Genomic DNA, 26,769 nt, shown 5'->3' with positions numbered 1-26,769 from the left:
TACTTGATCTCGTTGTTAAGTCATTTCAACGCTATTTTTTTTAATGCGATATAGTCGCATAGTGTAATAAACGAATGCTTATGGCCAATCGCAATACGTTACTACAATTTCTTATAGTATGATTATATCCGTTTCTTTTCACTATCGTTACTAACAGAATTTTTCTTCCGCTGTGATTTTATAGCGGCACCAAACTTATAAGAAAAAGATAGTCTAACAGACCTGGCGCCGGAATAGCCTCCATAATTTTGTACAATGGAATTTGTAATGCTACCAAAATATACTTTGTTTGTCTTAAGCAAATCAGTTCCATTAATAATTACAGTCAATTTCTTGTGAAGAAGTAATAGTTTTAGTCCCAAATCCAAACTATAATAGCTTTCTACTTTATCTACCCCACTTATCTCCGGAAATTGGAACCAGAAATCGGCACTTCCCAAAATGGTTTTCTTTTTATTGAATGTTATTGTGTTACTCGTAGATAAATACGCCCCCCAGCCATCAACTTTTTTAGGGGTATTGATATTGGACGAAACCGCACTGTTATAATATACCGATATTTCATGGTAACTCTCCAACCAGCTGGAATAGGTAGTATTTATTGTTTCATTAATACCGCAACTGGTAACTTTAAGAAAATTACGTTGCACAATTCCTATGATGTTAGTATTCTTATCCGGAATTCCGATCTGATCAAAACCATTGTAAAGTATGCTTACAAACCCCTGCGACGTTACTAAGTCTTTATAATTATGTGAGATTTCAAAGTTATTGCTGTAAGAGGGAAGTAAGTATGGATTACCCTCCGAATAAGAGTAAGGACTTGAATAATATCTGAAAGGATTTAACCTTGAATATTCGGGCCTGCTTATCCGCCTTCCATAGGTGAGAGATAATGATTGTTCATCATCAAACCTATATAGGAAATACGCAGTTGGGAAGATCTTCAGATAGAACGCTTCGTTTTCCTGATTGTAAGTTTCAGACACTCCATTGATCTGTGTATACTCTGCCCTTAAACCTAATTGTACTTCTAACTTTCCGAAACTTCTGTTCCCGCTGAAAAAAAGTGCCTCTGTATTCTCCTTATAGCGGAATTTAAATGTCCTTGAAGTGTCCAGCAACAATGTGTCTGCATTTTCAATGTAGAAATTCGAATTGCTGTTATTCCTGATCATAGAAATCTTAGCTCCCCACGAAAGTTTATAATTTCTGACAGGGTATCTGAATTCGGTCTGTGCCGACATTAATTTTATTTTCTGTGGCGTTTGATTCAATGCTCCTGACATATGAGCCGGATCAGACATTGCATCATTCTGTGTATAACTACTATATATCCCATTGGATCCTTTCGTATAATAAAAGTAGTCAGCATCAGTAAAAACACCTTTTCCTGCAGTATCGATTTCGATTTCGTGATGAATATTAAAACTATGGTTTTGTATTCTTGATGACGTCAAAGAATTAGTTGTAATTAAAGAATCGGGTTTTAGTTTTTCATGCGACCCAACAGTTGTCAGAGAGGATGCTTTATCATCATTTCCTGGGAATGAAGCATTATATTGAAACCCGATCAGCTGTTTGCTATTGATTTTATAATCAAGACCTATCGATCCTGAAATACTCCTGTTCTTTCTTATTTTGTTTGCCGACTCATCCCATAATTGTTCCGGGTAAAAAGTCCGTTTTGTATTGGTGGAATACGTCCTGTTATGATTACCATTTATGCCTCCGGTTAACGTCATTCTATCCTTGACATATGAAAATGACACTCCCCCGTTTTCAGATTGATATACCGTCTTAATGAAATTCATTCTCACATTTCCATAAAACCCCTCACGCTTTACCTTTCTGGTAACTATGTTGATTAGGCCGGAATTTCCCTCAGCGTCATATTTCGAAGGTGGATTTGTAATGACTTCTATTCTGCTGAGGTCTGCCGCCGGAATTGATTTCAGATAATTGACCAGATCATCACCAGATAATCGTATCAACTTGTCATTTATTAGTACTTTTATCGTGTTTTTACCGATTATACTGATTGAATTATTGCTTCCTACCCTTACGCCTGGAGCTTTACTCAAGGCATCCATCGCGTCTCCTCCTATAACAGCTATACTATTCTCCACGTTAAAAATAGTGCGGTCAATTTTCCGCTCAATCAGCTGTTTTCTCGTTGTAACCTGAACTTCCTTTAGGTTGCGGCGTGAAGCCTCATCCAATAATACAGTGATTATACCATTTTTCAGGGCTTCGGTATCAAGATGAATGATACGTTCATCATAATTTAAATGAGTAAATTTTAAATCGTTATTCAGTAAATGATCTGAGCTGATTTCAAAATAACCATCAGCATTCGTTATCGAAGTTTTTAGCACATGTCCGTCTGTTTTGCTGAATAAAATGACCGACACATCCTGTATACTTTTATTGCTTTTATTGATAACCTGTCCGGAAATTCTATCCTGCCCCAAACTTTGCAATGAAGAGAGAAATAGGAATTTTCCAAAACAGAACAGGAGAACACTTAATGGATTTTTCATTTTTCTTTTATGAGATGAAAGAACTTTCAATCTTTCGGAGAAAGGTTAAAAACCATTATTGAGTTAAAAAACCACGATAAAGATGCCTTGTCCCTGAGGTAATTACTGGCAGTATAGTTCAATACAGCACCGTTAGATGTCATCTTATCAATGATATAATCATTATCTCTGCAATTAACATGTCCGGTACCGTTTTGACCCACTATACCCCAACTGATAATCAGTCCTTTTTTGCAATGACGAAGTAAGTTCCCGATAAACAGATCTTCGAACTGAATTGGTATATGCTCGCCTACCTCTAAACTTAAAACATAATCATATTTAACCTGAAGATCAAACGGAACTGTTAATTCAAGTGTCTTACATCTTCCGTTTTCCACTATATCAGCAGAAATGGACGCTGTATAGGGATTACCATCATATCCACAGGCATCAAATCCCAGATCAGAGAGCCCTCTTACATACCATCCGGGCCCACAGCCAAGATCCACAATCGTTTTTGCTCCTTCATGCTTCAGAACAGAACCGATAGCCCGGCATAATGAAGGATCAAAACAATGCCCTTCGAGTGAGTCGCTTATCCATGAACCTCTTTCATCGATCTTAAATTCCATAATAAGAAGATTTTCTCCCTGCAAGTTTGCTTGCGGAATGGACAATTCTATTATTGTTCCGGGTACCTGGAATATTAACGAGAGTAATGTAATCGCTAATGGAACGAAAAAATTACTATGGTTATATTGATTACTTTTTTATTTGAATAACTGAGTAGTACAGAAATGGGTCACTTATTAAAACATACAGGTCAAGAACGAGTGCCCGTACTAATTTGGATAACAACTTCAACAAACATTTTCAATGTTGGGCTTAATGAATTATTCGTTTGGGTCTATTAAAATAATTAACTAATCTGTTCGGATGATGAAAATAAAGAAGAAAATTGAAATAAACAATATGAAAGTGATTTTTTTTATTTTTTTTGCACCTTTATATTGCCTGCTTCCTGGTAATGGCTGATCAAAAATATGCCGGCTTATGTGCCAGGAAGCAAACAGCTGCATTTTAAAAGAAATCACAAATGAATAAGACAATCTCGATTACTCTATTCCTGTTCTTCTCCATAAACAATTTTATTATAAGTCAATCCCTGAACACTTTTAATCTGTCAGAGATGAGGGATGATATAGATACACTGGTCAAGTCCATTGAAGACACTCATATTAATCCCTATTACAAATATTCCAAAACAGATTTTTACAGCGATGTGCGTGTATTGAAAAAACAATTAAAGTATCCACTGAATACCGTAGATTTTTATCTGTTGATACAACCTTTAATAGCTAAACTTGAAGATGGTCATACAGACATCAAACCACCTATACATTTATATAATCAAAGCAATCCCGCCGTTCTTCCATATATAATCAAATTATCTCCATCGAAACCATACATCATTTCAAGCCAATATTCTCTTCCTTTATCAAAACAGCTTCCCGACGGTGCTGAAATTATTAGTATCAACAATGTACCCGCCAGGAAAATCGTAAATGATATCATTAATCTGAATACAGGAGAAACCCGCGCATTCAGAGCAGACTTTGGTGCCAACTATTTTGACTTCTATTTACAATCCCTTTATAAGACAAACGGCACATACAGGATCTCTTATTTGCATAATAACAGAAAGAAAGATGTTATAATAAAAGGGATACCGCAACAGGAATTTTCAAAACTCCTGAAACATTATAATGATTCCGCATCCAACACCCCATCGCCTGAAAATGTTTATTATAGCTTAAAACTATTACCTGAAATAAAAACCGCTCTCTTCGACTTTCGCAGTTTCGAGGACCTTGACAGATTTAATGTATTTATTGATTCCGCTTTTGCTGTCATTAAAAAGAATGAAATAAAGAACATAATTATTGATATAAGGAAAAACAGCGGCGGGGATTCCGATATCGGAGATGAGTTTATACAATATCTTGCAAAAACACCCTTCAGGCAATATGACAAGGTAATCGAAAAACATAGCAGGTTATTAAAAAAAAGATTACTCGATCACAGGATTGGCAAAATATTGACCAAAGAAGACAGCATTTTCCTGAACAAATCAGAGGGGCTATTGGATACAGAAGTTTACGAAGATATTCCGCTTAAAAATACACCCTTTCGTTTTGACGGTAATGTATATGTACTTACCAGTTCCTATACATTTTCATCAGCTGCCGATTTTGCCCAATGCATTAAACATTATAAACTGGGAAAAATAATAGGAGAGGAGACTGGGGGCTTAATTGTCAGCTATGGTGATATTGTTACCAGTCATTTGCCACATACGCAACTGGTATTTACTATTTCAAGTAAGCTTTACTACAATATCGGAGCAGATAAAAATGACTGGAATGGTGTTAATCCGGATCTAAAAATACCTGCTGATAAGGCGATGGATTACGCCTTAAAACTGATTCACTTTATCCCAAACCACTGAGGTCACCTGACAGAACAGCACTCTTACTAAAATATAGTTGCATACCTTACGGAGGTGCATTATATCTATTTAATTATCAACGCTTTTAATTTAAAAAGTTCATAAAGCTGGTTCGAGAATTGTCCAACCGGGGGCACAAAAAGGGATAAGTCTTATCTCTTTTCCTTTTATAGGAAATACTGACTTTGTTATAGTAAAGGATCAGGTTGAAAACTTGAACCTGCCCCTTTATTTTCTCACTGTATCAATAAACCGCATAGATTGCATGGCCGCAATATCTCTAAAAATATTCCTGTCCTGCATCGTATACTGGTTCGGCTGACTTAAATCCTGCAGCAACCTGGTCTGCGCCGCCAGCTCATTTTGCACGATCGGCAAGGATACGAACTCATAGGCCGCTCCGTTAGAAGCCACAATTCCATGAATCACCTCTATTGGTAACTCCCCCGCACGCACCCCATATCTCCTGCCTGATGTCACCCCATCATAGATATTGCTAAATGCCTCGACCAGCAGGGTAATGCAAAACTCGCTCAATACATCTTCCCGCATGTCATCATACGTTTCATGCAATATATTCCTGGGATTTATAAACTCTCCTTCATCATTAAACTCTGCCGGGTAAGTCTTTCCAAATACTTCATTAAACTCATCCTTATCTATACGTTTAGCTGCCACTGCCCTCCAGCAGTACTCCCACATTTCACGCAGTAGTTCAAAATGCGCCTCATATCCCTCATGGTCTTTCTCCAGCAGATCATATGCGTAAGCTATATTCCACATATTCCAGAATAGCAGGTTTTCCTGCAATACTCCCGAAAATTCTGTTTTCATTTTTCTTTGATAAATTGAATGGAGTGAATCTACTCCACACTACAAGCAATTGGCAAAATTACGCTAAAAGATCTAATCCGGGTATTTAGTTTAATTTACAGTTCGACGATTCTCATGCCTGCCACTAAGCCATCAATGAATTACCTAATACCCATCCGCTGGTACCTTTTTCAAAATCTCCATCAAATAAAGTCTGAGCCTGGGTTGAACTGGTTAACAATACAGTTAGCACCAATAATAGGTGTTTCATAATCTCTAATGTGGGTTAATCATGCTAATATACCTAAAATTGTTATTTCGCAAATCCTACCCCAATCAATTTATACCCCTCTTCTGTTCTTAAAAAATCAAGTTGCCCTTTCTCATTACTGCCCCCAAAGAAAATGCTCCAGGATGGATATTGCCAGTCTTTGGACTGAAAACAATTATTCATATACTTATCATATAGTGGCCCTTCCATAATAAACGGATTGAAATTACCACTGACTAAATTGAATGCAGCTCCATCCCGGAACTTTGCCAGCAGGAAATCCCAATGCTTGTCAATAAACTTTTTTTTATCCTCATGGATCCAATTCTCTTCATCCCAATACGTAACCTCTGCAAATGTATTCGCTGCCAGTTTTTCTTTTGTCAGGCCAGGCAACAGCTCCTGATGCAGCCACTGACTAAACTCCTTACCATACACCTGGAAAGTATAGTATTTCCCGTTTACGCCCGCAAAACTCATTCTCGTTGTATCTGCACTGGGTGTATCTGCTATCTTTACAGAATACATATTCAGATCCTCTGCCTTGCCGAAATCGCTCACCAATACCTTATTAGTGGTATCTATCAGTAAAGTCTTTCCCCCACTGTAGTAAAAATGTTCTCCATCCTGCACTTTTTTAGCACCCTGCAATGCAATCACCATCCCGTTCGTCACCATGGAAACGTAATTATATGCCGCCGGAACCACGATCTTTCCATTACGGTTAAAGATCCCTGTCTGCTCCGTTTTGTGATCTGTAAACCGGATGAAACCTTCATTTTCACAATCAAATGCATTGTCAAACATGTACAAACTATCCGTTCCCGCAGTTTTCATTGAACTGAAAAGGTAATAACCATACCATTTTCCCTGCTTATCTTCTTTCATAACGGCAACGACATCCTGAAATTTGCTGCCGCCTACTGTTACAAGTTGTGGGGCTATCCTTGTTTGGGTGCTGGAGTTATCAAAACCGGTTAAAGTGGAGTCGGCATTGTAAATGGCTGTAAACTGCTGGGCAACAAGCGAATGGCTGCAATAAAGCAGCGCAAGAATAAGCAAGGTTTTTCTCATGAGTATATGTTTAAAATAATCAGACGCAGGTTGAGCGAAATTCCATAATTTATCGTACAAATCCTATATTTTATGGCCAACATGAATTCCCTCAAAGTCACGTTATTGATTTTTTTTCTTTGCTGTTCCCTTCAAACATTTTGCCAGATTACAAATCCACGTACCCTTTCTGACGAATGGAGTGAATACGGTATCGGTGATCCTTACATTTTTAAATTCAGGGGTAAGTTCTACCTGTACTGTAGTACCCGCGATGATCAGAGTGGCGTAAAATGCTGGAGCAGCTGGGATCTGGCCAGCTGGACCTACGAAGGGCTGGCCGTGCCTGCATCCCTTACGACTTCCAAAGGTGCCTATGCCCCTGAAGTCATTTACTGGAACGGCACTTTTTACATGTATACCTCACCAGCAGGCAACGGGCATTATGTCTTGTCCGCTGATAGCCCTACAGGTCCTTTCTCTTTGCAGACAGCTAACCTGGGCCATTCTATCGATGGTTCTGTGTTCATTGATGACAATGCCGCTATGTATTTTACAAATGCTGGTGGCAGTGGTATCCAGGGATCTACGATGAGCAGTCCTTTGTTGATCGGATCCGCAACTACCCTGAGCGGTGCCAATCTGAACGGATGGACCGAGGGCTCTACCCTGTTCAAACGCAATGGCACATACTACCTGACCTACACCGGCAATCATGTATTCAGTAAAGGTTACCGGGTTAACTATGCTACTGCTACCACCCCTTTAGGGAGTTATACAGCAGCTGCTAACAACCCGGTTTTGTTGAACACCGAAGGTACTTTCTTTGGCCTGGGCCATAGCACTTCCTTTATTGGTCCTGACCTCGACAGCTGGTACATCACCTATCATAACCTGCTCGGACAAAGCAGTATTGTGGGCCCAAACCGGAAATTAAACATCGATCCGATGGGCTTCAATGGCGACAGGATACAGGTATATGGCCCTACCAACTGGACACAGCCTACACCTGCGCTGCCTACCTGCTATGATCGCTTTGACCGCACGGATATTGGTAGCAACTGGACGAATATCAATGGCGGTACATGGGGTATCTACAACCAGGAACTCATGTGGCAGGATACGAAAACGACTGCTACCTGGTACAAACAAATCAACACCGCAACCAGTGCTGCAAATTATACCGCTGAATTCAATATGAAGGAAATGGGCAGAGGTGCCAATGCTGCCCGCTTTGGCGCTGTGTTTTCCTACATCGATGAAAATACCTATGGTACTGCCCTGCTAAGTAGTTACGACAACACACTGGAGACAGATATCAAAGTAAACGGAACCTCCATCGGTGTCAATGCCATTGCCCTTCCTCCCGGGTACGACTACCAGAAATGGCACGTGATCCGGGTAGAAAAAGAAGGCGCAACTTTCAGGATTTATATCGATGGTATGCTGAAATCTACACGTACAGCCAATATCGCAACTGGTGGTAAAATTGGGGTCACTACCTATAGCGATCATGCAGATTTTGGTTACACTGCTTTTAGCAATAAGGTTAATGGCAGTGGTGTATTTAGTTTTTACAAACCCGTTCCCGGCACCATACCCGCCGTGCATTACAATGAGGGTGGGGAAGGAGTCGCTTACCACGACCTTTCCGCCGGTAATACCGGTGGCAGATACCGTACAGATAATGTTGATATCCGCGATTGTGAGGAAGGCGGACAGAATATTGGCTGGAATCAAACAGGTGAATGGTACAATTACAACGTGAACGTGCAGGCAGCAGGCCCCTACCACCTGGGCTTACGATATGCAACTACCTACACTGCCTGTAAATTACGGGTATACTGTGATGGGGCTGATATATCCGGCATCATTGCCATTCCTGCCACCGGTGCCTTGACGACCTGGCGTACCGCTGTATTAAAGAACCTGCAGCTTCCCGCCGGCTATCACACGCTCAGGTTAGAAACGGTAGAAGGAGAATTTGATTTTGCCAGCCTGAAATTTGAAACAGGAAGCACGATCGTACCCAGTGGCGCTGACAATTTCGATGCAGGTAATTTTGCTGCATTATGGAATTACGACAATGGTCCATGGGGCGTAACAGCTGCGAAAGCCGGCATTAATGGCTTCGGCAAGAGAACCATGGGCCATGTAGGCTGGACGGATTACACCGTAGAAGCAGATGTCACCTGTCCATCCTCTGGCAACGGTGGCTTGATTTTCCGTACGCGTAACCCGGCAGCAGAGCAGTTTGGACAATCAACCGCTACCAGTTCTGATTACCAACAGGGCTATTATGCAGGTATAGAAGCAGGGGGTATTGTGTTTGGTAAAGAGAATTACAACTGGACAACCCTCGCGTATAAAAGCCAGGTATTGACAGCAGGACAATCTTACAAACTCAGGGCGGTGATCAATGGTGCGGATATTAAGATCTACCTGGATGATATGCTCACACCTGTTATAACATACACTGATCCGAATCCGTTTATCAGCGGTAAGGCAGGGCTGCGCGTGCATGCCGCTAATATGACATTTGATAATTTTAATATTTCTACTGATACGGGAACAGGATTACTAAATTGCAAGGTGAAAAATTAGGCGTTCATGATGGAACGTTTTCCTGTTCAATAATGGACAGTTATAACAAAGGAGTTTATTGTGAATCAGAGACTTATAAAGTTGCTCCATTTTTGTACAACGTCTTTTTCTAAAGTTTCAGAAATGACCCATTTGAAATGGCTGTTCCGCAGTCTCGGAAAACGGAAAATGTTCACCTTACTTAATACAACCGGGCTGGCAGTAGGTATTGCTGCCAGCCTGTTGCTATTCATCCTGATCCGCCATGAACTGAGTATTGACACTTTCCACAGCAAACGCGATAGAATTTACAGAGTCGTATCGACAGAGACTTACCGGGATGGGCGAATAGACTACGATGGCTGCTCGCCCCTGCCTATGTCAGATGCGCTGAGACGAGAATTCCCCCAGGCAGAAAAGGTGGCTGCGATGTATAGAGATAGGCGATATCAGTTTGCGATTGGAGATCAGCTTTTCAGCGCGCCATTGGTTTACTTTGCAGAGCCGGAGATCTTTGAAATCTTCGATTTCCCCTGGCTGGCAGGCGATCCAAAAACAGCGTTGAAGGAACCCTACACAGCTGCTATTTCCCAAAGTATAGCGGAGAAGTGGTTCGGTAACTGGCAAAACGCGATAGGCAAAGTGGTGCTGGAAGGAAATGAACGCAAACCTTATCGTATCACAGGTGTGCTGGAAAATCCTCCCGGAAATACAGATATTTCGTTGAATGTTGTTTTGTCTTATGCCACACTCCGCACCTGGTGGACGAGCTCTTTTAATGATCCATTGAAATGGGATAATTTCATCCTCTCCTCTCAATGTTACTTCCTGCTGGGAAAGCATCAGAAAATAGAGAATATGGAGGCCCAATTGCCAGCCTTTGTAGCACGGCATTATACCCCCTTATTTGCTAATTCAAATACCCGCGATTCCAGTTATTTCCAGTCACTGAAAGACATCCATTTCAATACCACCTTTGATCGTTATGGAGATACCGGCTGGTCATATGGAGAGCTGTCAGCTATGAGTCTGATAGGCTTGTTCCTGCTGATGGTGGCATGTATTAATTTTGTCAATCTTTCTACGGTACAGTCTATCACGCGCGCAAAGGAAGTGGGCGTGAGGAAGGCCCTGGGCAGCAACCGGCGCCAGTTATTTGCACTCTTTATGAAAGAAACGGCATTGCTGGTAGGCATGGCTGTAATAGCTGGCGTTATCCTGGCAGCATTTGCATTGCCCCAAATCCGGGAATGGTTGAACAAGCCCGTCACAATGCAGATATTAAGCCCTGCGACGATCTTATTTATCATCATCCTGGGCCTGGTGATCACATTGATGGCTGGCGTATATCCGGCGCTCATATTATCCCGTCTGAACCCGATGAAGATCATGAAGCAGGCGGGAGGTATCTCACTACGCCGGGGATTGATTATAACGCAGTTTATTATTGCCCAGTTATTGATTATAGGCACCCTGGTCGTATCCCGGCAAATGAAATTCTTCAGAGATCAGCCGATGGGTTTTGATAAAGATGCTATTGTATTACTGGAGCTGCCCTGGAAACAGGATGGCTATCATTATCTGAAAAGCCAGGTGCAGCAATTACCCGGTATACAATCCGTCACACTTTGCGATGCGCCTCCGGCAGTGCTCAGACCAGGAGGGAGTTACATTACTTTTGAAAATAACATTCATCCCGAGAGTTTTGAGATCACTTATAGGAATGTGGATACTGATTATGTAAAAACCTTTCGTTTGCAACTGAAGGAAGGTAATTTCCCACGCAATGCAAATGAGGTAATACTGAATGAAACCGCAGTAAAGGTATTAGGGTTTAAGAATCCTGCAGACATTATCGGGAAACGATTGAGACTGGGCGATACCAGTTACCCGCTGATCCCCGTTGTAGGAGTGTTGAAAGACTATCACAATGCTCCTTTGAAAGATAAGATCGTACCGATGTTGATGACATCGAAACCAGGCAATCTTTTTAAGATGGCGGTGAAAATGGATCTGGCACAGCTGCCGGTTTTGGAGCAATTATTTCATGAACAATTGCCTTCCCGCCTTTTTGAACCCACCTTCATAGATGAAACAGTGAGCCGTTTTTATAGTACTGAAATATTAGTCAACAGGTTATTTCACCTGTTTACCCTGGTTGCTATATTTATTTCCTGCATGGGTATGTATGGGCTGGTATCATTCCTCGTGGTGCAAAAGACCCGGGAGGTCGGTATTCGAAAGGTGTTGGGGGCCTCTGTGCAGCAAATCGTACAGCTGTTCCTGCAAGAGTTTATGTGGCTGTCTGTTTTGGCTTTTTTAGTAGCAGCACCGCTGGGGTATTATTATATGGCGTATTGGCTCACAGGCTATCAGTACCATATCTCAATAGGGTGGGATATATTTTTGTATGCCATACTACTGTCAGTGCTGGTTGTTATAGTCAGCGTAGGCCATAAAGCAATCACTGCTGGTTTGGCAAACCCTGTTAAAAGCCTTAGAACAGAGTGAATGCCTTACTGCAAATAAAGAGGAGCCTGGATCAAAAGTAATTTCCCGGATCTAATCCACTTTTCATAAGCCCGCAATGCCTCCAAATTACTTTTGATCCAAACTCCTCTTCTTAAACTTAAAAGCTATTTTTTTACATCAAACCGATCCAGGTTCATCACCTTCGTCCAGGCCTTCACAAAGTCCTGCACAAACCTATCCTTACCATCGGCACTGCCATACACTTCAGCAATCGCTCTCAGTTCTGCATTAGACCCAAATACGAGGTCTGCGCGGGTAGCCGTCCACTTCACATTACCGGTAGCGCGGTCCGTACCTTCAAACAATTCCTGGTCTGCAGATACTGATTTCCATGCCGTATTCATATCCAGCAGGTTCACAAAGAAGTCATTGGTCAGTTGACCCGGAGTTGCTGTAAATACGCCATCCGCTGAGCCATCGTAATTGATGTTTATTACACGCAAACCGCCCAGCAATGCCGTCAGCTCTGGCGCTGTCAGTGTAAGCAGGTGTGCTTTGTCAATCAACAATGATTCAGTAGAAGCGGATGATTTATGCTTGCGATAATTACGGAAGCCATCTGCGACCGGTTCCAGGTAACCTGCAGATTCCACATCTGTTTGTTCCTGTGTTGCATCCATACGACCTGGGGTAAATGGCACGGTAATATCCTGTCCGGCATCCTTCGCTGCTTTTTCAATAGCAGCACCACCTGCCAGTACAATCAGGTCAGCAATAGATACCTTTTTCGCAGATTCTTTCTGAATAGTTCCCAATACATCCAATACCTTTTGTAACTGGGTAGGATTATTTACTTTCCAGTAGCGCTGTGGTGCAAGACGTACACGGGCACCATTGGCACCACCGCGTTTATCAGAACCACGGAAAGTGGAAGCAGAAGCCCATGCCGTAGACACCAGTTCAGAGATGCTGAGACCAGAGGCCAGTATTTTTTCTTTCAGCGCTGCGATGTCAGCATCATTCACCAGTTCGTGATCTACAGCCGGAATCGGGTCCTGCCAGAGCAGGTCTTCCTGCGGTGCATCCGGGCCAAGGTAAAGCGCTTTTGGACCCATATCACGGTGCGTGAGTTTAAACCATGCTCTTGCAAAAGCATCGGCAAAGGCATCCGGGTTTTCCAGGAAATTCCTTGATATCTTTTCATATGCCGGATCGAACCGCAGCGAGAGGTCGGTAGTGAGCATAGTAGGGCGATGTTTCTTACCACTGTCGAATGCATCCGGGATAATATTATCTGCATCTTTTGCTACCCATTGATGCGCACCTGCAGGGCTCTTGGTCAGTTCCCATTCAAAGCCGAAAAGGTTTTCAAAGAAGTTATTACTCCATTGGGTAGGCGTTTTTGTCCATATTACTTCCAGACCACTGGTAATCGTATCAGCACCTTTACCAGTACCATAACTATTACTCCATCCCAGGCCCTGTGCTTCGATGCCGGCAGCTTCAGGTTCTTTCCCTACATGGTCAGCAGTCGCTGCACCATGGGTTTTACCGAAGCTGTGCCCGCCTGCAATGAGTGCCACTGTTTCTTCATCATTCATCGCCATACGAGCAAAGGTATCGCGGATGTCTTTGGCAGCTGCAATCGGATCAGGATTACCATCCGGCCCTTCAGGATTTACATAGATTAAACCCATCTGAACAGCTGCCAGTGGTTTGTCCAGGTAGCGGGAGTGAATATCACCATCCGCCTTATCATCAGATACCAATACCCCATGATCTTTTTCAGCACCTTCTGAACCGTGTGCGTAGCGCACATCACCGCCCAGCCAGGTGGATTCAGAACCCCAGTATACATCTTCATCAGGTTCCCATTTATCCACACGACCGCCCGCAAAGCCAAAGGTTTTGAAACCCATAGATTCAAGTGCGATATTACCGGTAAGGATCATCAGATCAGCCCATGAAATCTTATTACCATACTTTTGTTTGATAGGCCAGAGCAGTCTGCGGGCCTTGTCCAGGCTTACATTGTCCGGCCAGCTATTGAGCGGCGCAAAACGTTGCTGGCCCGAACCTGCACCACCGCGTCCATCTGTAACGCGATAGGTACCTGCGCTATGCCATGCCATGCGGATGAACAAAGGTCCGTAATGACCAAAATCGGCTGGCCACCAATCCTGGGAATCGGTCATGAGGGCATGGAGGTCTTTCTTTACTGATTCGAGATCCAGGCTTTTGAAGGCTTCGGCATAGTTAAATTCGTCACCGAGAGGGTTAGACAAAGGCGATTGCTGACGGAGAATGTTGAGCTTGAGTTGATCGGGCCACCAGTCACGGTTTCTGGTGCCGCCACCAGCAACTGTGTTTTTCATACTGCCATTGTGGAATGGACATTTGCTGATGTCGTTGGATTCTTTTCCCATTGTTTTTTGTTTATGGTATGAATGAATGCTTACCTTATTTTATAATTACCAGGATGATAAAATTAGGACTTTAGGGATATAAACACAATTAATATATTCTATATTTTAATAGTTAATATCTATATGATGGGTGTCTATTAATAACTGATAAATAAACAGGTTTGTTCAAATCATCACCCGCCATTTAACAAAAAAATAACCCCGGGGTAAATACCCCGGGGTGTATCAAAACCTAAAATTAAAATCCTACATCTATCCTTATATAAACTTTAATACTTCGCATCCTTCTTCAGATATATCTTCTTCTTCTCCGTCTGCTGCTGTATACTCTTATATATCTTATTCGTAAATGAACTATCCACGTCTTCCGCCTTCCGCTGCTTCAGATCCTTCTCTATATACTCCTGCCGCATTTTCACATATTTACCTAATTCTTTATTCAGGCTATCCCGCTCTGCCACTTTCTTTTTCAGGTATGCCTCCCGCTCTTCCATCGTCATCATTTTCATCTCATCCGGCAATTCCTCTGTTTTAATCGTTCCTACGGTCACAGACTTATCCCTATAATTCTCCAGCAATTCTTTCTTTCCATAATAAGCCCCTTTCCCCGCCTTCGTTGTATTATACTCCGCTCTTTGCGCCTTTACATTAGATGACACATTCTCACTGATGTACTTACTCTTGGATACCTTCCTTGAATAAGCCGTTTTCTCCTCCTCATTCCCATAATAGATCCTGCTATTATCCAGCTTGTCTGACAACTCCGCTATCTGGTCATCATAAGGAGTATTCACCTGTATATCATTTGCATCCATATTCACCTGGGTAAAACTCCCCTGGTTGCAATTCGCAATATCCCTCCACACCTTCTTCGCATTATAGTTATCCCCCATCAGTATCGTATTCAGCACAATATCCTTTTGCGCTGCCAGTTTACAACTCACCGGGTACTTCACATCATCCCTGTAATCCATATGTGGAGGACAATCCCCCACCAGGAACACCGTCTTATATGTACTCGCCGCCGTATCCCATTTAAACCGCGTGATTGCCTCATTCAAGGCCTGGTTCACACTCTCCGGACTATCACCTCCACCATCTGCCGTCATCTGCATCAGCTGCTCATACACATCATCCATATCGCCTGACAATGCCACCCTTCTCGTAATAAACTGATCCCCCCTGTCACGGTAAAAGATCAACCCAATCTCAATAGCCGGTGCAGGATCTGCCTGTGCAAGACTACCCGCAATAGACCATATTTTCTCCTTGGCAGCGCCAATCAAACCAGACATACTGCCGGTAGCATCCAATGCAAAAACTACCTGGATCTTTGCCTGGGAATGAGGAGAATCTGCAATAGTGTAAGGAGAATCGATATTGGAAGGAGGGGGAACAACATCGGCACGTTTATTTACAGCGCCCATTAATATCAAAGCACAGAAAAAAGTGCCAACGGGGATAAGGTACTTCGGACTCATGGAAAAAGGATTTTCTACCATGATTCGCAGAAAATCCTTTTTCCATAATTATAAATGTTAAGAAAAACCTAAAGGTTGCGGGCCAGCCACTTTATATGCAGGTGCTTTCAGCGCTGCGGCCTCGCGCAGGGTGATCATGCGCTTTAGCTGGGGATCCCAGATCTTCAGCCTTAAACAGGCAATAACCTCCCTGATCCGCAGACTGGTGGTCTTCGCATCCTGCAATTCCGGGATCTCCGCCATTGCCTGCGGCAAGCGATAAAACGGAATACGCGCATTCAGATGATGGATATGATGATAGCCGATATTCGCCGTTACCCAGTTCATAAACGGTGACATCATCATAAAACTGGAAGACAACAAAGCCGCCTCGTGATAACACCAATCCTCATTGTCGTTGAAAGTCACACCCGGGAAATTATGCTGCGCATAAAACAGGTAAGCCCCCATACAACAGGAAATAGAAAAAGGGATCAGGATAAACAGTGCCCATGCCTGCCAGCCCAGGAAATAGATCACCGCAGCACTACCACAAAAATGTAGCACCAGGGCCAGTAAACTATCCAGGTGCTTCTTCGGACTGCTCAAAAATGATTGCAGGCACATGCCGATCATAAACATAGAGAGGTATCCTGCCAGGATCGTGAGCGGATGCCTGGTAAAGAGGTAAGACCTTCTTTCCTTACGGCTCATCTGCTCAAACTTCTGCCTGGTGGCAATAGGGTAGGAACCTATGCTGGCACTGAACAATTTGGAATTATGTTTATGATGATAGTCATGAGATCTCTTCCAGATACTGGTAGGCGCCAGGATGTAAATGCCGAAAACGGTCATAATGGCATCCGCCAGTTTTGAATGATGTAATATGGTATGGTGCTGATGATCATGATAGATAACGAAAGTCCGCACAATCACTAATCCTGCAAAAATACTGGCAGCCAGTCTCGCTAAAAAATAAGGCAATACCAACGTGCCACTCAAAGCGAGTATCAGCAGCCCCAAAGTTGTAATGAGGTGGAACCAGCTCCTGGACCTGATTTCGTTGGCAAATGGTTTCGTTGCCAGGATAAGGTCTTTCCCTTCGCGCATAAGTTGTTTTAATTTTAACGTTGTAGTGTAAATCGAAATTATATGCTTGCTACCGCTTCTTCCTGCGGTTGTGGTTGGCGTTTGTGTTTCCACCTCCTGTGAGACCAAAGCCAGGTAGATGGCTGGGCGATAATATCCCGCTCCAGTTGTTGTGTATGAATATCTGTGATCTCACCTTCTCCCAGTTTGGTTGGTTCGTCGATGAGCATAGAAGCTTCTACGGAATAATAACCCCTCTTCACCTTGTTCACGGCCACGTATACAATGGGGTAATTCATTTTCTGCGCGATCTTTTCAGTGCCTTTAAACACCGGTGTATCCTGGTTCAGGAACCTTGTCCAGTGAGCCGTAGCCGGCTGAGGTGACTGATCCGCAATGAATGCGGTGGCATTGATCTCTTTCCTGTTCTTCACCATCTCCCGGAAAGTATCCTGCATGGCATACAGTTTAGTGCCAAAGCGGGTCCGCATTTTGTACATCAGGGCATCCATACCCTTGTTGGACAGCGGATGGTAAATGACATACAGTTGTTGTTTGAGCAGAATACTGAACGAATTGCCTGCCCATTCCCAGTTCCCCTTGTGACCCATTACCAGGATGACACTCTTGCCATCCTCCGCCAGCTGGTTAAAGAGGGCGATGGTAGCTGGTGTAAACTCACACCTTTTCACCATGTCTTCCCTGCTGATGGTAAGCGTCTTGAATGTTTCCAGGAACATGTCGCAGAGATAATGGTAAAAATCCTTGCAGATCCTTTTCAGTTCTTTTTCCGACTTCTCCGGGAAGGAAGTACGGAGGTTGGTCATGACTACCTTTTTCCTGTAAGAAAGAACGTAGTAAAGCAGCACATACATTACGTCAGATAGCAGGTACAATACCCTGAACGGTAAGCGTGCTACGCCGTAAGCAACAAGTTGTAGGAGGTAATACGAAAAAGACAATTTACGTTAATGTTTTGGGGTAAATGTATGTTAATTTAATAGCATTTAATAATTTCTGAGGATAAAAATAAAAGGAGAGCAAACGATCTTCGTTCACTCTCCCAGGTTGACTATTTCCTGAATCCTTTTTAACCGTGTTTCCGGTCGTTTAGCCAGTACCAATTTTTGCAGATAAGTTTTTTGCACCGACCGGCTTAAACCTGTAAAATAAGCCTTTGAACCACGTCTGGCCTTAAAAGCTTTCTCCAGGTCATCAGGAATTTTCAGTGCTTCGACCTCATCCAATATAGACCAGCTACCGTTTTTTCGGGCCAGGGCTATGCATTTCCTGCCTGCCGGCATCATCAGCCCGGCAGCCGTGAGGCGCTTTACTTTTTCTTTGTTGATCTTTGACCAGGCACTGCCCGCTTTTCGCTTCGTGAAGAATTGCATAAATTTTTCTTCGTCAATAGGCCGGGCGGTACTGTCAATCCATCCAAAACAAAGGGCTTCATCTACAGCCTCACTCCAGCTGAGCGTAGCGCGATTCGCCTTTTTTTTGTAATAAACCAGCCACACAGAAGCCGCATTTTCATGGTTTTCCTGGAGCCACTGCCGCCATTCCTGCCGGTTCGCCGGACAAAAGGTAACTGCTTCCATTACTTCTTCGCTATTAAGGTCAAATTGACAATAAGGATGCCCACCAGGCGATAGCTACCGCTGATCAGCCGGGCCCCCGGCATAAAATAGGCTACAAATGTGATGGCTACGCTCATCCGGTTTAAGTGTGCAAATTGAGTGATCATTAACTTTTGGTTTATACCACAAAGCTATCAGGGGGATATGACAGCCCTATGTCAGGGGTATCTGAAAATATTTTCGAAGGGTCACTCCTCCTGGCACCTGTCAAAGAATTCCTGCATTGTCATTCCATGCGGCTCATTGCAAACTTATTGTACTACTAAGCCCCTGCAACCTGTTGTTTTGTTTGAAAACTATAATTTTCACTTTGAATAATTGAATTCTCCCGAATGGCCCCATCCTAACTTTGACCTAAAACCTGATATATGATAGCAGCCAAAGGATACGCCGCCCTGCAAACCGGCACAGTACTCTCTCCCTGGACCTTCGAAAGAAGAGCCCTTACGTCTCATGATGTACTGATTGAAATATTATACTGTGGTGTATGCCACACAGACCTGCATATGATCAGGAACGACTGGTTTCCCGGTATCTTCCCGATGGTGCCCGGTCATGAGATCGTAGGCCGGGTGATCGAAGCCGGTGCACATGTTACTAAATTCAAGGTTGGAGATCTTGGTGGGGTAGGTGTAATGGTAGATGCCTGCATGGAATGCGAAGACTGCCGCAATGACCAGGAGCAATTCTGCCAGGTGAGTCCCGTGCAGACATATGGTAATCTGCAGAAAGACGGCACACCCGCTTATGGTGGTTATTCCAACCTCATCGTAGTGCGCGAGGAATTCGTTCATCATATTGCTGATACACTGCCCCTGGAAGGTGTCGCACCGCTCTTATGCGCAGGTATCACCACCTATTCTCCTCTGCGCAACTGGCAGGTAGGTAAGGGCCATAAAGTTGCAGTAGTGGGCTTAGGTGGTCTTGGTCACATGGCCGTGAAATTCGCCGTAGCATTCGGGGCAGAGGTCACCGTACTCAGTACCTCCGCCCGGAAAAAGGAAGCCGCTTTGAAACTCGGCGCACATCATTTCGTGGTCACTACCGACGAAGAGCAATTCAAATCCGTACAACGTTCCTTCCATTTCATGATCGACACCGTAGCTGCCGATCACGATATCAATCCTTACATCGCCGCATTAAAAACCAATGGTGTTTACATTAACGTGGGGATGCCCGCAAAACCCTGGTCCATCCCTTCATTCAGCCTCGCCGCAGGTAATAAGGTGGTGGCCGGTTCCGGTGCAGGAGGCCTGGCCCAGACCCAGGAAATGCTGGACTTCTGCGCGGAACATAATATCGTATCCGATGTGGAAGTGATCAAAATACAGGAGATCCATACAGCCATGGAGCGACTGGAAAAAGGAGATGTGCTGTATCGGTTTGTAATCGATATGAGTAGCTTATAAAGTAAAAGAGCTTGGACCAAAAGTAAAACTACCCGGATTTAATTCGGATCATTGATGGCGAGAATTTTTGTTGATGAAATGCTCAATGCCTTCAAATTACTTTTGGTGCAAGCTCTCTGATTATTTTTGTTTTTTTAACCATTCTACATACCTGCTCTCCATAAACGCATTTCCATCTTTTAACCACTGCTGCGACTGTACCGTAAAATGATCCCCGGTATAGTACCCGAATTCAATATCAGCATTGAGTTTTTTCATCTTCTCCTCCATTAACCTGATCGGGTAGTTCAGCAAAAAGTTATCCTGGTTGCCCACCGTGATCCTTATTTTACTATTCAGTTTTCCTCCAATCTGTTCCCAGTGCTGCTGCAGGTAGGCTGTAATATCATATTGCTTCCAGTGATTAAACACCGTTGTGTCTATCTCCCCGGTCCTGGCATCTACTATCCGCATGGGAATTCCATCTGCGCCTTTAGGCCCAAACACGGCATCAAATGAATGCATTTGTTCACCCCTGTTTATCACTGCTTCCATCTGGTAGGCATTGCGTAAATAGATCCATGGTATTTGCCCGGCGATCGTGCCTAAAGGTCTCAAGGTACTATCCTTGTCATAAAACATGTTCTCATGCGCATACATGTCCACCTTCATAAAACTATGAAAATCTACCGGGTCAGGAGAACTGGACCAGCAGGCCATAAACTGCTCAGGATATTGTGTCTGCAACCATAACACGGTCCATCCGCCACTACTATGCCCATGCAGGAAACGCGCTCCATTACAGCGATATTGCTTTTCCAGCTGCGGAATGAATTCTTTGATCAGCGCATCGGACCAGGGGCCATTGTTATCACTGTTCGCATACACGCTATGCCCCAGCGGACAATTCCCATCCAGGTACACCCCAATGCAGGGAACCGTATCGATGGGCTCCATTGGGTTTGGATAGCCGGAGAATAAATGATAATTGCCGGTGTACCCAAATACGACAAACTTCACAGGGAATTTTCGTTTAGGCTGGGTATAATATTCCTTCGGTAACCGGATCGCCGCATTCAGTGAATAAGGTGTATGATGAAATGCAGTCAGTAAAGCAGAAGGTACTATGAACTCCTTCAGGTATTCATTCTCTTTGAAAGTGTAGGCAGGAATAACCTTGTCCGCTACGATATGAATGATTTGCTGACGTTCCCGGCGGAGAGCGATTTTTTGTGGAGCGCTGTACAAATTGCCTGGTGATTGTCCGATGAACTGCCCACCCAGGTTGCGATCCCATACCACCTGTATATAATATTCACCCTGTTCCAGGTCATTAAATGGTACGGGATAAGTTAATGGGGATGCAGGCATCCTTGTTTCACCGGGATATACATTCTCTACATCCATTCTAAAACAGGGCGCATTATCCAGCAACGATGAAGCCAGCCTGGGCTCTTTGGACGTTTTGGATAAGTAAAAGAGAATGCTTCCGGAGAAAGGGGTGGAGAGCAGGCTGTCAGGAAAACTGACGCTGATTCGTTGGGCAAAAGATTGAATGCAAAAGAGCATTGAGCAAACAAAAACGGAAAGTAGTTTCATAACAGAATAGGTGTCTTCTACCTAAATTAAAGAGAATTTTTATATCTTTTGCAATAATTAAAGTGGATGATATGAGACTTGCAGTTATAGACCTTGGAACCAATACATTTCATTTGCTGATAGCGGAAGGAATAGATAAGATCCTGTATAAAACGACTGTACCCGTGTTGTTAGGGCAGGGGAGGATCAATCAGCATATCATTATTCCGGAGGCAATGGAAAGAGGAATTCGTACATTGAGCCAGTTCAAAGCCACTATCGATAGTTACCAGGCAGATGTTGTCAAAGCCGTGGCTACATCGGCAGTGCGTAGTGCGGAGAACGGACAGGAGTTTGTAGATAAAGCAGCGGAAACCGGCATTCATATAGAAGTGATCAGTGGCGAAGCAGAAGCGGGGTATATATTCAAAGGTGTCATGGCTACGGGGTTAATACAACAAACCACCCTTGTGATGGATATCGGTGGCGGCAGTACGGAATTCATTATCTGCAATCCGCAGGGTGAGCTATGGAAGAAGAGTTATAATATTGGTGCTGCCCGATTGATGCAGGCCTATTTTCACGCCGATCCCCTGGGTGAAGACGAACACAGATCTATCTTAAATCTCCTTGATAACACACTGACAGATTTGAAAGTGGCTTGTGCTGCGCATACACCTTCTTTATTGGTAGGATCTGCCGGCGCGTTTGAATCCTTTGCGGCTTTATTGAATGATGGGAATGAAATAAGCGGCGTACCATCTGCAAGTCTTGATATAGATCAATACAAAACTCTCTCGAAACATTTAATTACCTCTACCCACCAGGAAAGAGCCGGTATGAAAGGCCTGATCTCCCTGCGTGTAGACATGATTGTGATTGCAGCTATTATTACGGATTATGTGCTGGAGCACATGGATATAAATCGCTTAAGCCTTTCTGCATATGATCTTAAATGGGGGATCTTAGCTGATCAGCTTTTGGGAAAACATGGCTAAGCGGATATTTACTCCTGTAGGTTCAATACCATTCCCCCACTGGCCAAAATCCGTTCCCGGTGATCCTCATAAAATAAAAAACTCCGGCAGAGAATTCTCTGCCGGAGTAAACAGCTTCATTACCACTTCAAGGATTCTTTGATAGCCTGAAATTCCGCCTGTTGTTTAAACCGCTCCTTATCCTTAAACCCGTTTTTCATGGCCAGGTTCATTTCCTTCATCGCATTTCCTGTATCTCCCGCACGGGCATACAGCATTGCAGACATATAATATGTTTCACTATTGGCAGGATCAGCCAGTTTATAGAGGTCAACAAAATGCCTGGCCACCGCATCTGCATGACTGGCCAGGTAGTGATTGCTCACGGAATAAAACATCAATGACAGATAAGCCAGTAATCGCTGGTTCATAGGCCCTTCCAGCGTTGGCAATGCCGCCCCCGCATTCAGTCCTTTTATGACGCCCGGCCAGTAAGTACTATCGTTTGTGCCCAGGTTGGCGCTATAATCTTCCTTGGTTTTCTGTTCTTTTACCAATACCGCCAGCTGCTCCTTTGCCTGAGCTTTATATGCAGGATTGCCGGTAATAATTTCCAGCTGGTTTTTAAAGAAAGCATCATTCGGGCTGTAACTCAGCCACAACCTGCATTCCATTTCCGCTCTCAGGAACTGGTTGGCCTGTACGGCCATTTCCATCCTGGTCCTGGTCTTTGGCATTAAATCCGTAGGCGCAAGACTTTCATCCGCTTTTAAGCCTCCAAATGCGATGTCCATTGCCGTAGCCGGTGCCCATTCATGTTTCCCCTTGTAAGAAATGAGGTGATGTTTGGTGGCCGTTTTATTCAAAGCCTGGTCATAGGCCAGCAGGTCGGTCAGGTTCAGGTCACCCTCACCCGCCAGCGTAGTATACGTAAAAGGAAAATTGCCCGGAGGGGTACCATCCGGTAAACCCGCCCCATTGACAATCACTGATTTAATACCCGGGTGATTCAGGGCCACATAACCCGCTACCTTTGCTCCGCCAGAAAATCCCAGTGTATACACATGGCTGGTATCGACAGGTAATCGCTCCCGCGTATCTTTTACCAATGCCTGCCAGATGTTTTCGGTAGTGCTCCAGTCATTCCCGTTCTTAGAATTATTACTACCCACCAGGATGTATCCATACTTGTCTGCCAGGGATTTATAGTTATTCAGTGGCAATGCCCCGGCACCATGCGCATCGAAGCAATAAATAACCGCTCCATTATTATTGGAGGGAACGTAGACAGCGTACGTCTGCGATGGATCGGCCTTACAGGCTACGGTGTCCACGACTTTCCCGGTAGGGAAGGATTCATGACTGCTACAGGCACTTGCCTGCAACAATAACAGGAGCAAAAAACATCTCATGGCATAAATTTAAAACATTTATTTTCACAGCCTATAAAAACCATTATTGTGAGCTTCAAAACCATGCCACTCAGGCAAGCCCTGGAAACTGATTTGTTAGATGCCCTGTCAACTGATTATGATTTGTTCGATGAATACCTGGACACCCTGGAAATCAGGATCTATGATGGCGACACTGTACTGAACGAATTTTTAGACCTGCATGACCTGTATACTGAACAAAACATTGCAGGCATTGTCGTAAACGGAAACCTGAGCGTACACGCCCCCATTATCGATTTTGAACTGGATACTTACAGTTGCTTTTTGCTGGTAAGCGGATCCCTGGATTGTACCCGCCTGGCTGCAGGCTGTGCGGAGATCATTGTAGGAGGAAACCTCACTGTTGCCGATGTGATGGTCGCGTATTACAACCATGGTACTATCGAGATCGGGGGAGATCTGCATGCAACACTACTGATCATCGACGATCACGGTGCCAGCATCAAAGGAAAGATCGATGCCGCTACCTTTTGCCGTGGATGGCAGATCCCTGCTGCTGATTACAGCTCCTGGAAAAGCATTCTCCTGCCGGAAGTCGCAGCGCAATTGCTGGATGAAGATCATTACCTCTTTGCCGGCGATGTTCGCTTCCTGAAATTATTACAGGATGGAACACTCATCTTTAAACCCGGACTGAGACACATTTCGGCCAACAATAACCCTGCTCCACAGGTAGTCGGCTTCGATAGTATCAAACCACTGTTGCAGCATTTACCTGCCTGGTACGAAGACTATCCCATGGCCCTGGCAGAAAAAATGCCGGAACGCGATGAGCTGAAATTCCTCTTATTTGATGGTACTACCGTACTGGAATCACTGGACCTGGATGACCCGGCCTACTTCGGTATCGTCGTAGCCGGAGACCTCATTGTAAATGGCAATATCCTCAATGAAAATACAGATGGTGCCTGCTCCCTGGTCGTATTGGGCAACCTGAAAGCAAAGAACATCATCGTAGGCGGACAGCTCATCTATGTAACTGGTTATGTGGCTGTGCAGGAGCTGCTGATGGGGATTTATAACCACGGGGAATTTACCAGCCATTCCTATGTATGGGCACCGGTAGTGATAGCTGATGATTACCGTTTTCAGTTTGAGGATTTCGCAGGTGTAAAGGTGCTTGATTTTAATGGTGACGATGATAAAGAGATCATCAAAGAAAAAGTGATCGATGAATTATTCGATCAGGAAGAATGGTTCCTGTATTATAGTGTAGCCAGGGAAGGTATTCCCTTACTCAAGCCCATTGTACAACGTAGTGTGATCACCCTGCAAGACTTCTCCAGGCTGCTGAATGCACCCTTGTTTGGCCCGGATCATACCCGTGTAGCCATCAATGAAGATGGCTGGCACATTGCCCTGAACAGGGGAGGAGAGATCGATGAAGACGGTGAGCAGGTACCCAGTTCTATCACCGCCATTCATACAGACGATGAAAAGAACTTTTTCTATTACATCAGGGAAGATAATACAGTGGGCGCCCTGGTAGAAGATGAAGATGAAAATTGGGTAAGCGCGCCTGCCGATATGGAGGATGAGGTGCTGAAAGTATTTTCTATTGCTGAAAACTATGTAAACAGGAAGATCACCTGGAATAATAAACTGAAAAAAACGATCGATAAAGACAAGCTCTGGCAACTCATCTGGATGTTCAGGAACACAGCGGATGAAACGGTTTTCCAGGGGTTGGCCATTGCTGTATTTAACAGGGTATTGTATGCTGCGGAATATCCATATGCTTACATCTTTACAAGGTATCCTGAAGAAAGTGAGCACCGTGGCCTGGCTGACAGCCCGTATTGGCTTACCGGTGCTGCACTGCTGGATGGCTTGATCACAGCAGGATTGGCAGGAGAGATCACGAGATCAGTTCCATTGTCAGAGAGCATAGATGATCTGAATAGTGTCCTGGATTACTACTGGGGAGTAAACATTCAATTGCATGAACGCTTTGTAAAAGACCCGATCGATAAATTATTTATGTGCGGACTGAACGGCATGCTCATGGATCGGGGAGGCGCTTTGTTAAGACTGGATGCAGGGGTCGGTTCTTTTATCATTGCAGGTATGCATGTCAAAGACCTGGACATCCTGAATGAACTGATGCATCCATTTGGGGTATTCCCAAAATACTTTACAGATGCAGATGAAGAAGAGGAAGCAGCATTGAAAAAGATAGCAGAAGCATTGAAGAAAGCAGAAATAGTTGCCTTACATGCAGCCCGTATACACCAGGCGCAATTATGGGATTATGTCTACAATGAAAGGGGGGATGTCAGATACTGGCAGGAATGGATCGACGACCTGAAATATCAACTGGAACTAAAAGGAGGCACGGCGGCCCTGTTCAGAGGTGAAGAGGATGCGCCTCTGATGGAACCGGAACTGGATCATTGGTTGAGCTGGTGTGAAAAATATGAAGCGATCAGCGAAGAATGTAATATCATTTTAGAATAAAAAAAAAGCATCCTGCACGGGATGCTTTTTTTAAAGACTTAGGAGGATATAGCTAACTAACATGGTACAAATAT

General features: G+C 43.9%; 19 protein-coding genes. 6 read left to right on the top strand and 13 right to left on the bottom strand.

The features are described 5' to 3' along the window. Positions 1-122: 122 nt before the first annotated feature. Together U0033_RS08450 and U0033_RS08445 are read right to left on the bottom strand one after the other, a co-directional pair. Entirely contained in the window at positions 123-2,543 is a 2,421-nt protein-coding gene (locus U0033_RS08450; protein WP_083571863.1) for an outer membrane beta-barrel protein, read from the bottom strand. Positions 2,544-2,569: 26 nt separating this feature from the next. Then, positions 2,570-3,157, bottom strand: a complete 588-nt coding sequence (locus U0033_RS08445) for a class I SAM-dependent methyltransferase (protein ID WP_143150935.1) — start codon at positions 3,155-3,157, stop codon at positions 2,570-2,572. A 464-nt stretch (positions 3,158-3,621) separates the two neighbouring features. Here U0033_RS08445 and U0033_RS08440 point away from each other — a divergent pair, with 464 nt between their 5' ends. Further along, positions 3,622-5,034: a S41 family peptidase gene (locus U0033_RS08440; protein ID WP_083571860.1), complete on the top strand. Its 1,413-nt coding sequence runs from the start codon at positions 3,622-3,624 to the stop codon at positions 5,032-5,034. A 228-nt stretch (positions 5,035-5,262) separates the two neighbouring features. Here U0033_RS08440 and U0033_RS08435 read toward each other — a convergent pair whose 3' ends face one another. The 3 genes from U0033_RS08435 to U0033_RS08425 all read right to left on the bottom strand — a co-directional run bounded on the left by U0033_RS08435 (position 5,263) and on the right by U0033_RS08425 (position 7,192). Continuing rightward, positions 5,263-5,868 carry a hypothetical protein gene (locus tag U0033_RS08435; protein ID WP_072365276.1) on the bottom strand — a complete coding sequence of 202 codons (606 nt, stop codon included), beginning with the start codon at positions 5,866-5,868 and terminating at the stop codon, positions 5,263-5,265. Between the two features lie 124 nt (positions 5,869-5,992). Then, a complete protein-coding gene (locus U0033_RS08430; protein ID WP_262487784.1) occupies positions 5,993-6,118 on the bottom strand; it encodes a hypothetical protein in 126 nt (41 codons plus the stop codon). A 42-nt stretch (positions 6,119-6,160) separates the two neighbouring features. Then, complete coding sequence (locus U0033_RS08425) at positions 6,161-7,192, bottom strand: hypothetical protein (RefSeq protein ID WP_072365274.1); 1,032 nt, start codon at positions 7,190-7,192, stop codon at positions 6,161-6,163. A gap of 72 nt (positions 7,193-7,264) precedes the next feature. Here U0033_RS08425 and U0033_RS08420 point away from each other — a divergent pair, with 72 nt between their 5' ends. Together U0033_RS08420 and U0033_RS08415 are read left to right on the top strand one after the other, a co-directional pair. Beyond that, positions 7,265-9,775: a family 43 glycosylhydrolase gene (locus U0033_RS08420; RefSeq protein WP_072365272.1), complete on the top strand. Its 2,511-nt coding sequence runs from the start codon at positions 7,265-7,267 to the stop codon at positions 9,773-9,775. Positions 9,776-9,898: 123 nt separating this feature from the next. Continuing rightward, on the top strand, positions 9,899-12,265 hold the full coding sequence (locus tag U0033_RS08415) for an ABC transporter permease (protein ID WP_072365270.1): 2,367 nt from the start codon (positions 9,899-9,901) through the stop codon (positions 12,263-12,265). Between the two features lie 125 nt (positions 12,266-12,390). Here U0033_RS08415 and katG read toward each other — a convergent pair whose 3' ends face one another. From katG to U0033_RS08385, 6 genes are all read right to left on the bottom strand, one after another. Next, a complete protein-coding gene (gene katG / locus U0033_RS08410; RefSeq protein ID WP_072365268.1) occupies positions 12,391-14,652 on the bottom strand; it encodes a catalase/peroxidase HPI in 2,262 nt (753 codons plus the stop codon). Between the two features lie 269 nt (positions 14,653-14,921). Then, positions 14,922-16,133: a VWA domain-containing protein gene (locus U0033_RS08405; protein WP_143150934.1), complete on the bottom strand. Its 1,212-nt coding sequence runs from the start codon at positions 16,131-16,133 to the stop codon at positions 14,922-14,924. Positions 16,134-16,190: 57 nt separating this feature from the next. Then, a complete protein-coding gene (locus tag U0033_RS08400; protein ID WP_072365265.1) occupies positions 16,191-17,222 on the bottom strand; it encodes a fatty acid desaturase family protein in 1,032 nt (343 codons plus the stop codon). A gap of 38 nt (positions 17,223-17,260) precedes the next feature. After that, on the bottom strand, positions 17,261-18,163 hold the full coding sequence (locus tag U0033_RS08395) for a lysophospholipid acyltransferase family protein (protein WP_072365263.1): 903 nt from the start codon (positions 18,161-18,163) through the stop codon (positions 17,261-17,263). A gap of 93 nt (positions 18,164-18,256) precedes the next feature. Next, entirely contained in the window at positions 18,257-18,802 is a 546-nt protein-coding gene (locus tag U0033_RS08390; protein WP_072365261.1) for a YdeI/OmpD-associated family protein, read from the bottom strand. Then, positions 18,802-18,948 carry a hypothetical protein gene (locus U0033_RS08385; protein ID WP_177318725.1) on the bottom strand — a complete coding sequence of 49 codons (147 nt, stop codon included), beginning with the start codon at positions 18,946-18,948 and terminating at the stop codon, positions 18,802-18,804. Before U0033_RS08385 ends, U0033_RS08390 begins: the two co-directional genes overlap by 1 nt. Positions 18,949-19,209: 261 nt before the next feature. On the opposite strand from U0033_RS08385, the gene U0033_RS08380 reads away from it, so the two are divergent. Then, a complete protein-coding gene (locus U0033_RS08380) occupies positions 19,210-20,250 on the top strand; it encodes an NAD(P)-dependent alcohol dehydrogenase (RefSeq protein WP_072365259.1) in 1,041 nt (346 codons plus the stop codon). Positions 20,251-20,370: 120 nt separating this feature from the next. On the opposite strand, the gene U0033_RS08375 is transcribed toward U0033_RS08380, so the two are convergent. Next, positions 20,371-21,828: an alpha/beta hydrolase-fold protein gene (locus tag U0033_RS08375; protein ID WP_072365257.1), complete on the bottom strand. Its 1,458-nt coding sequence runs from the start codon at positions 21,826-21,828 to the stop codon at positions 20,371-20,373. Between the two features lie 71 nt (positions 21,829-21,899). On the opposite strand from U0033_RS08375, the gene U0033_RS08370 reads away from it, so the two are divergent. Next, on the top strand, positions 21,900-22,805 hold the full coding sequence (locus U0033_RS08370; RefSeq protein WP_072365255.1) for a Ppx/GppA phosphatase family protein: 906 nt from the start codon (positions 21,900-21,902) through the stop codon (positions 22,803-22,805). Positions 22,806-22,924: 119 nt separating this feature from the next. On the opposite strand, the gene U0033_RS08365 is transcribed toward U0033_RS08370, so the two are convergent. After that, on the bottom strand, positions 22,925-24,196 hold the full coding sequence (locus U0033_RS08365) for a hypothetical protein (RefSeq protein ID WP_072365253.1): 1,272 nt from the start codon (positions 24,194-24,196) through the stop codon (positions 22,925-22,927). 48 nt (positions 24,197-24,244) lie between these two features. On the opposite strand from U0033_RS08365, the gene U0033_RS08360 reads away from it, so the two are divergent. Next, positions 24,245-26,695 (top strand): hypothetical protein, encoded by a 2,451-nt coding sequence (locus U0033_RS08360; RefSeq protein ID WP_143150933.1) that lies wholly within the window; start codon positions 24,245-24,247, stop codon positions 26,693-26,695. The last annotated feature ends 74 nt before the right edge of the window (positions 26,696-26,769 follow it).

It is taken from the genome of Chitinophaga sancti (assembly GCF_034424315.1).
Taxonomy (GTDB): Bacteria; Bacteroidota; Bacteroidia; order Chitinophagales; family Chitinophagaceae; genus Chitinophaga; species Chitinophaga sancti.
The sequence above is the reverse complement of the archived record's forward strand: the minus strand, read 5'-3'. Positions and strand labels throughout refer to the sequence as shown.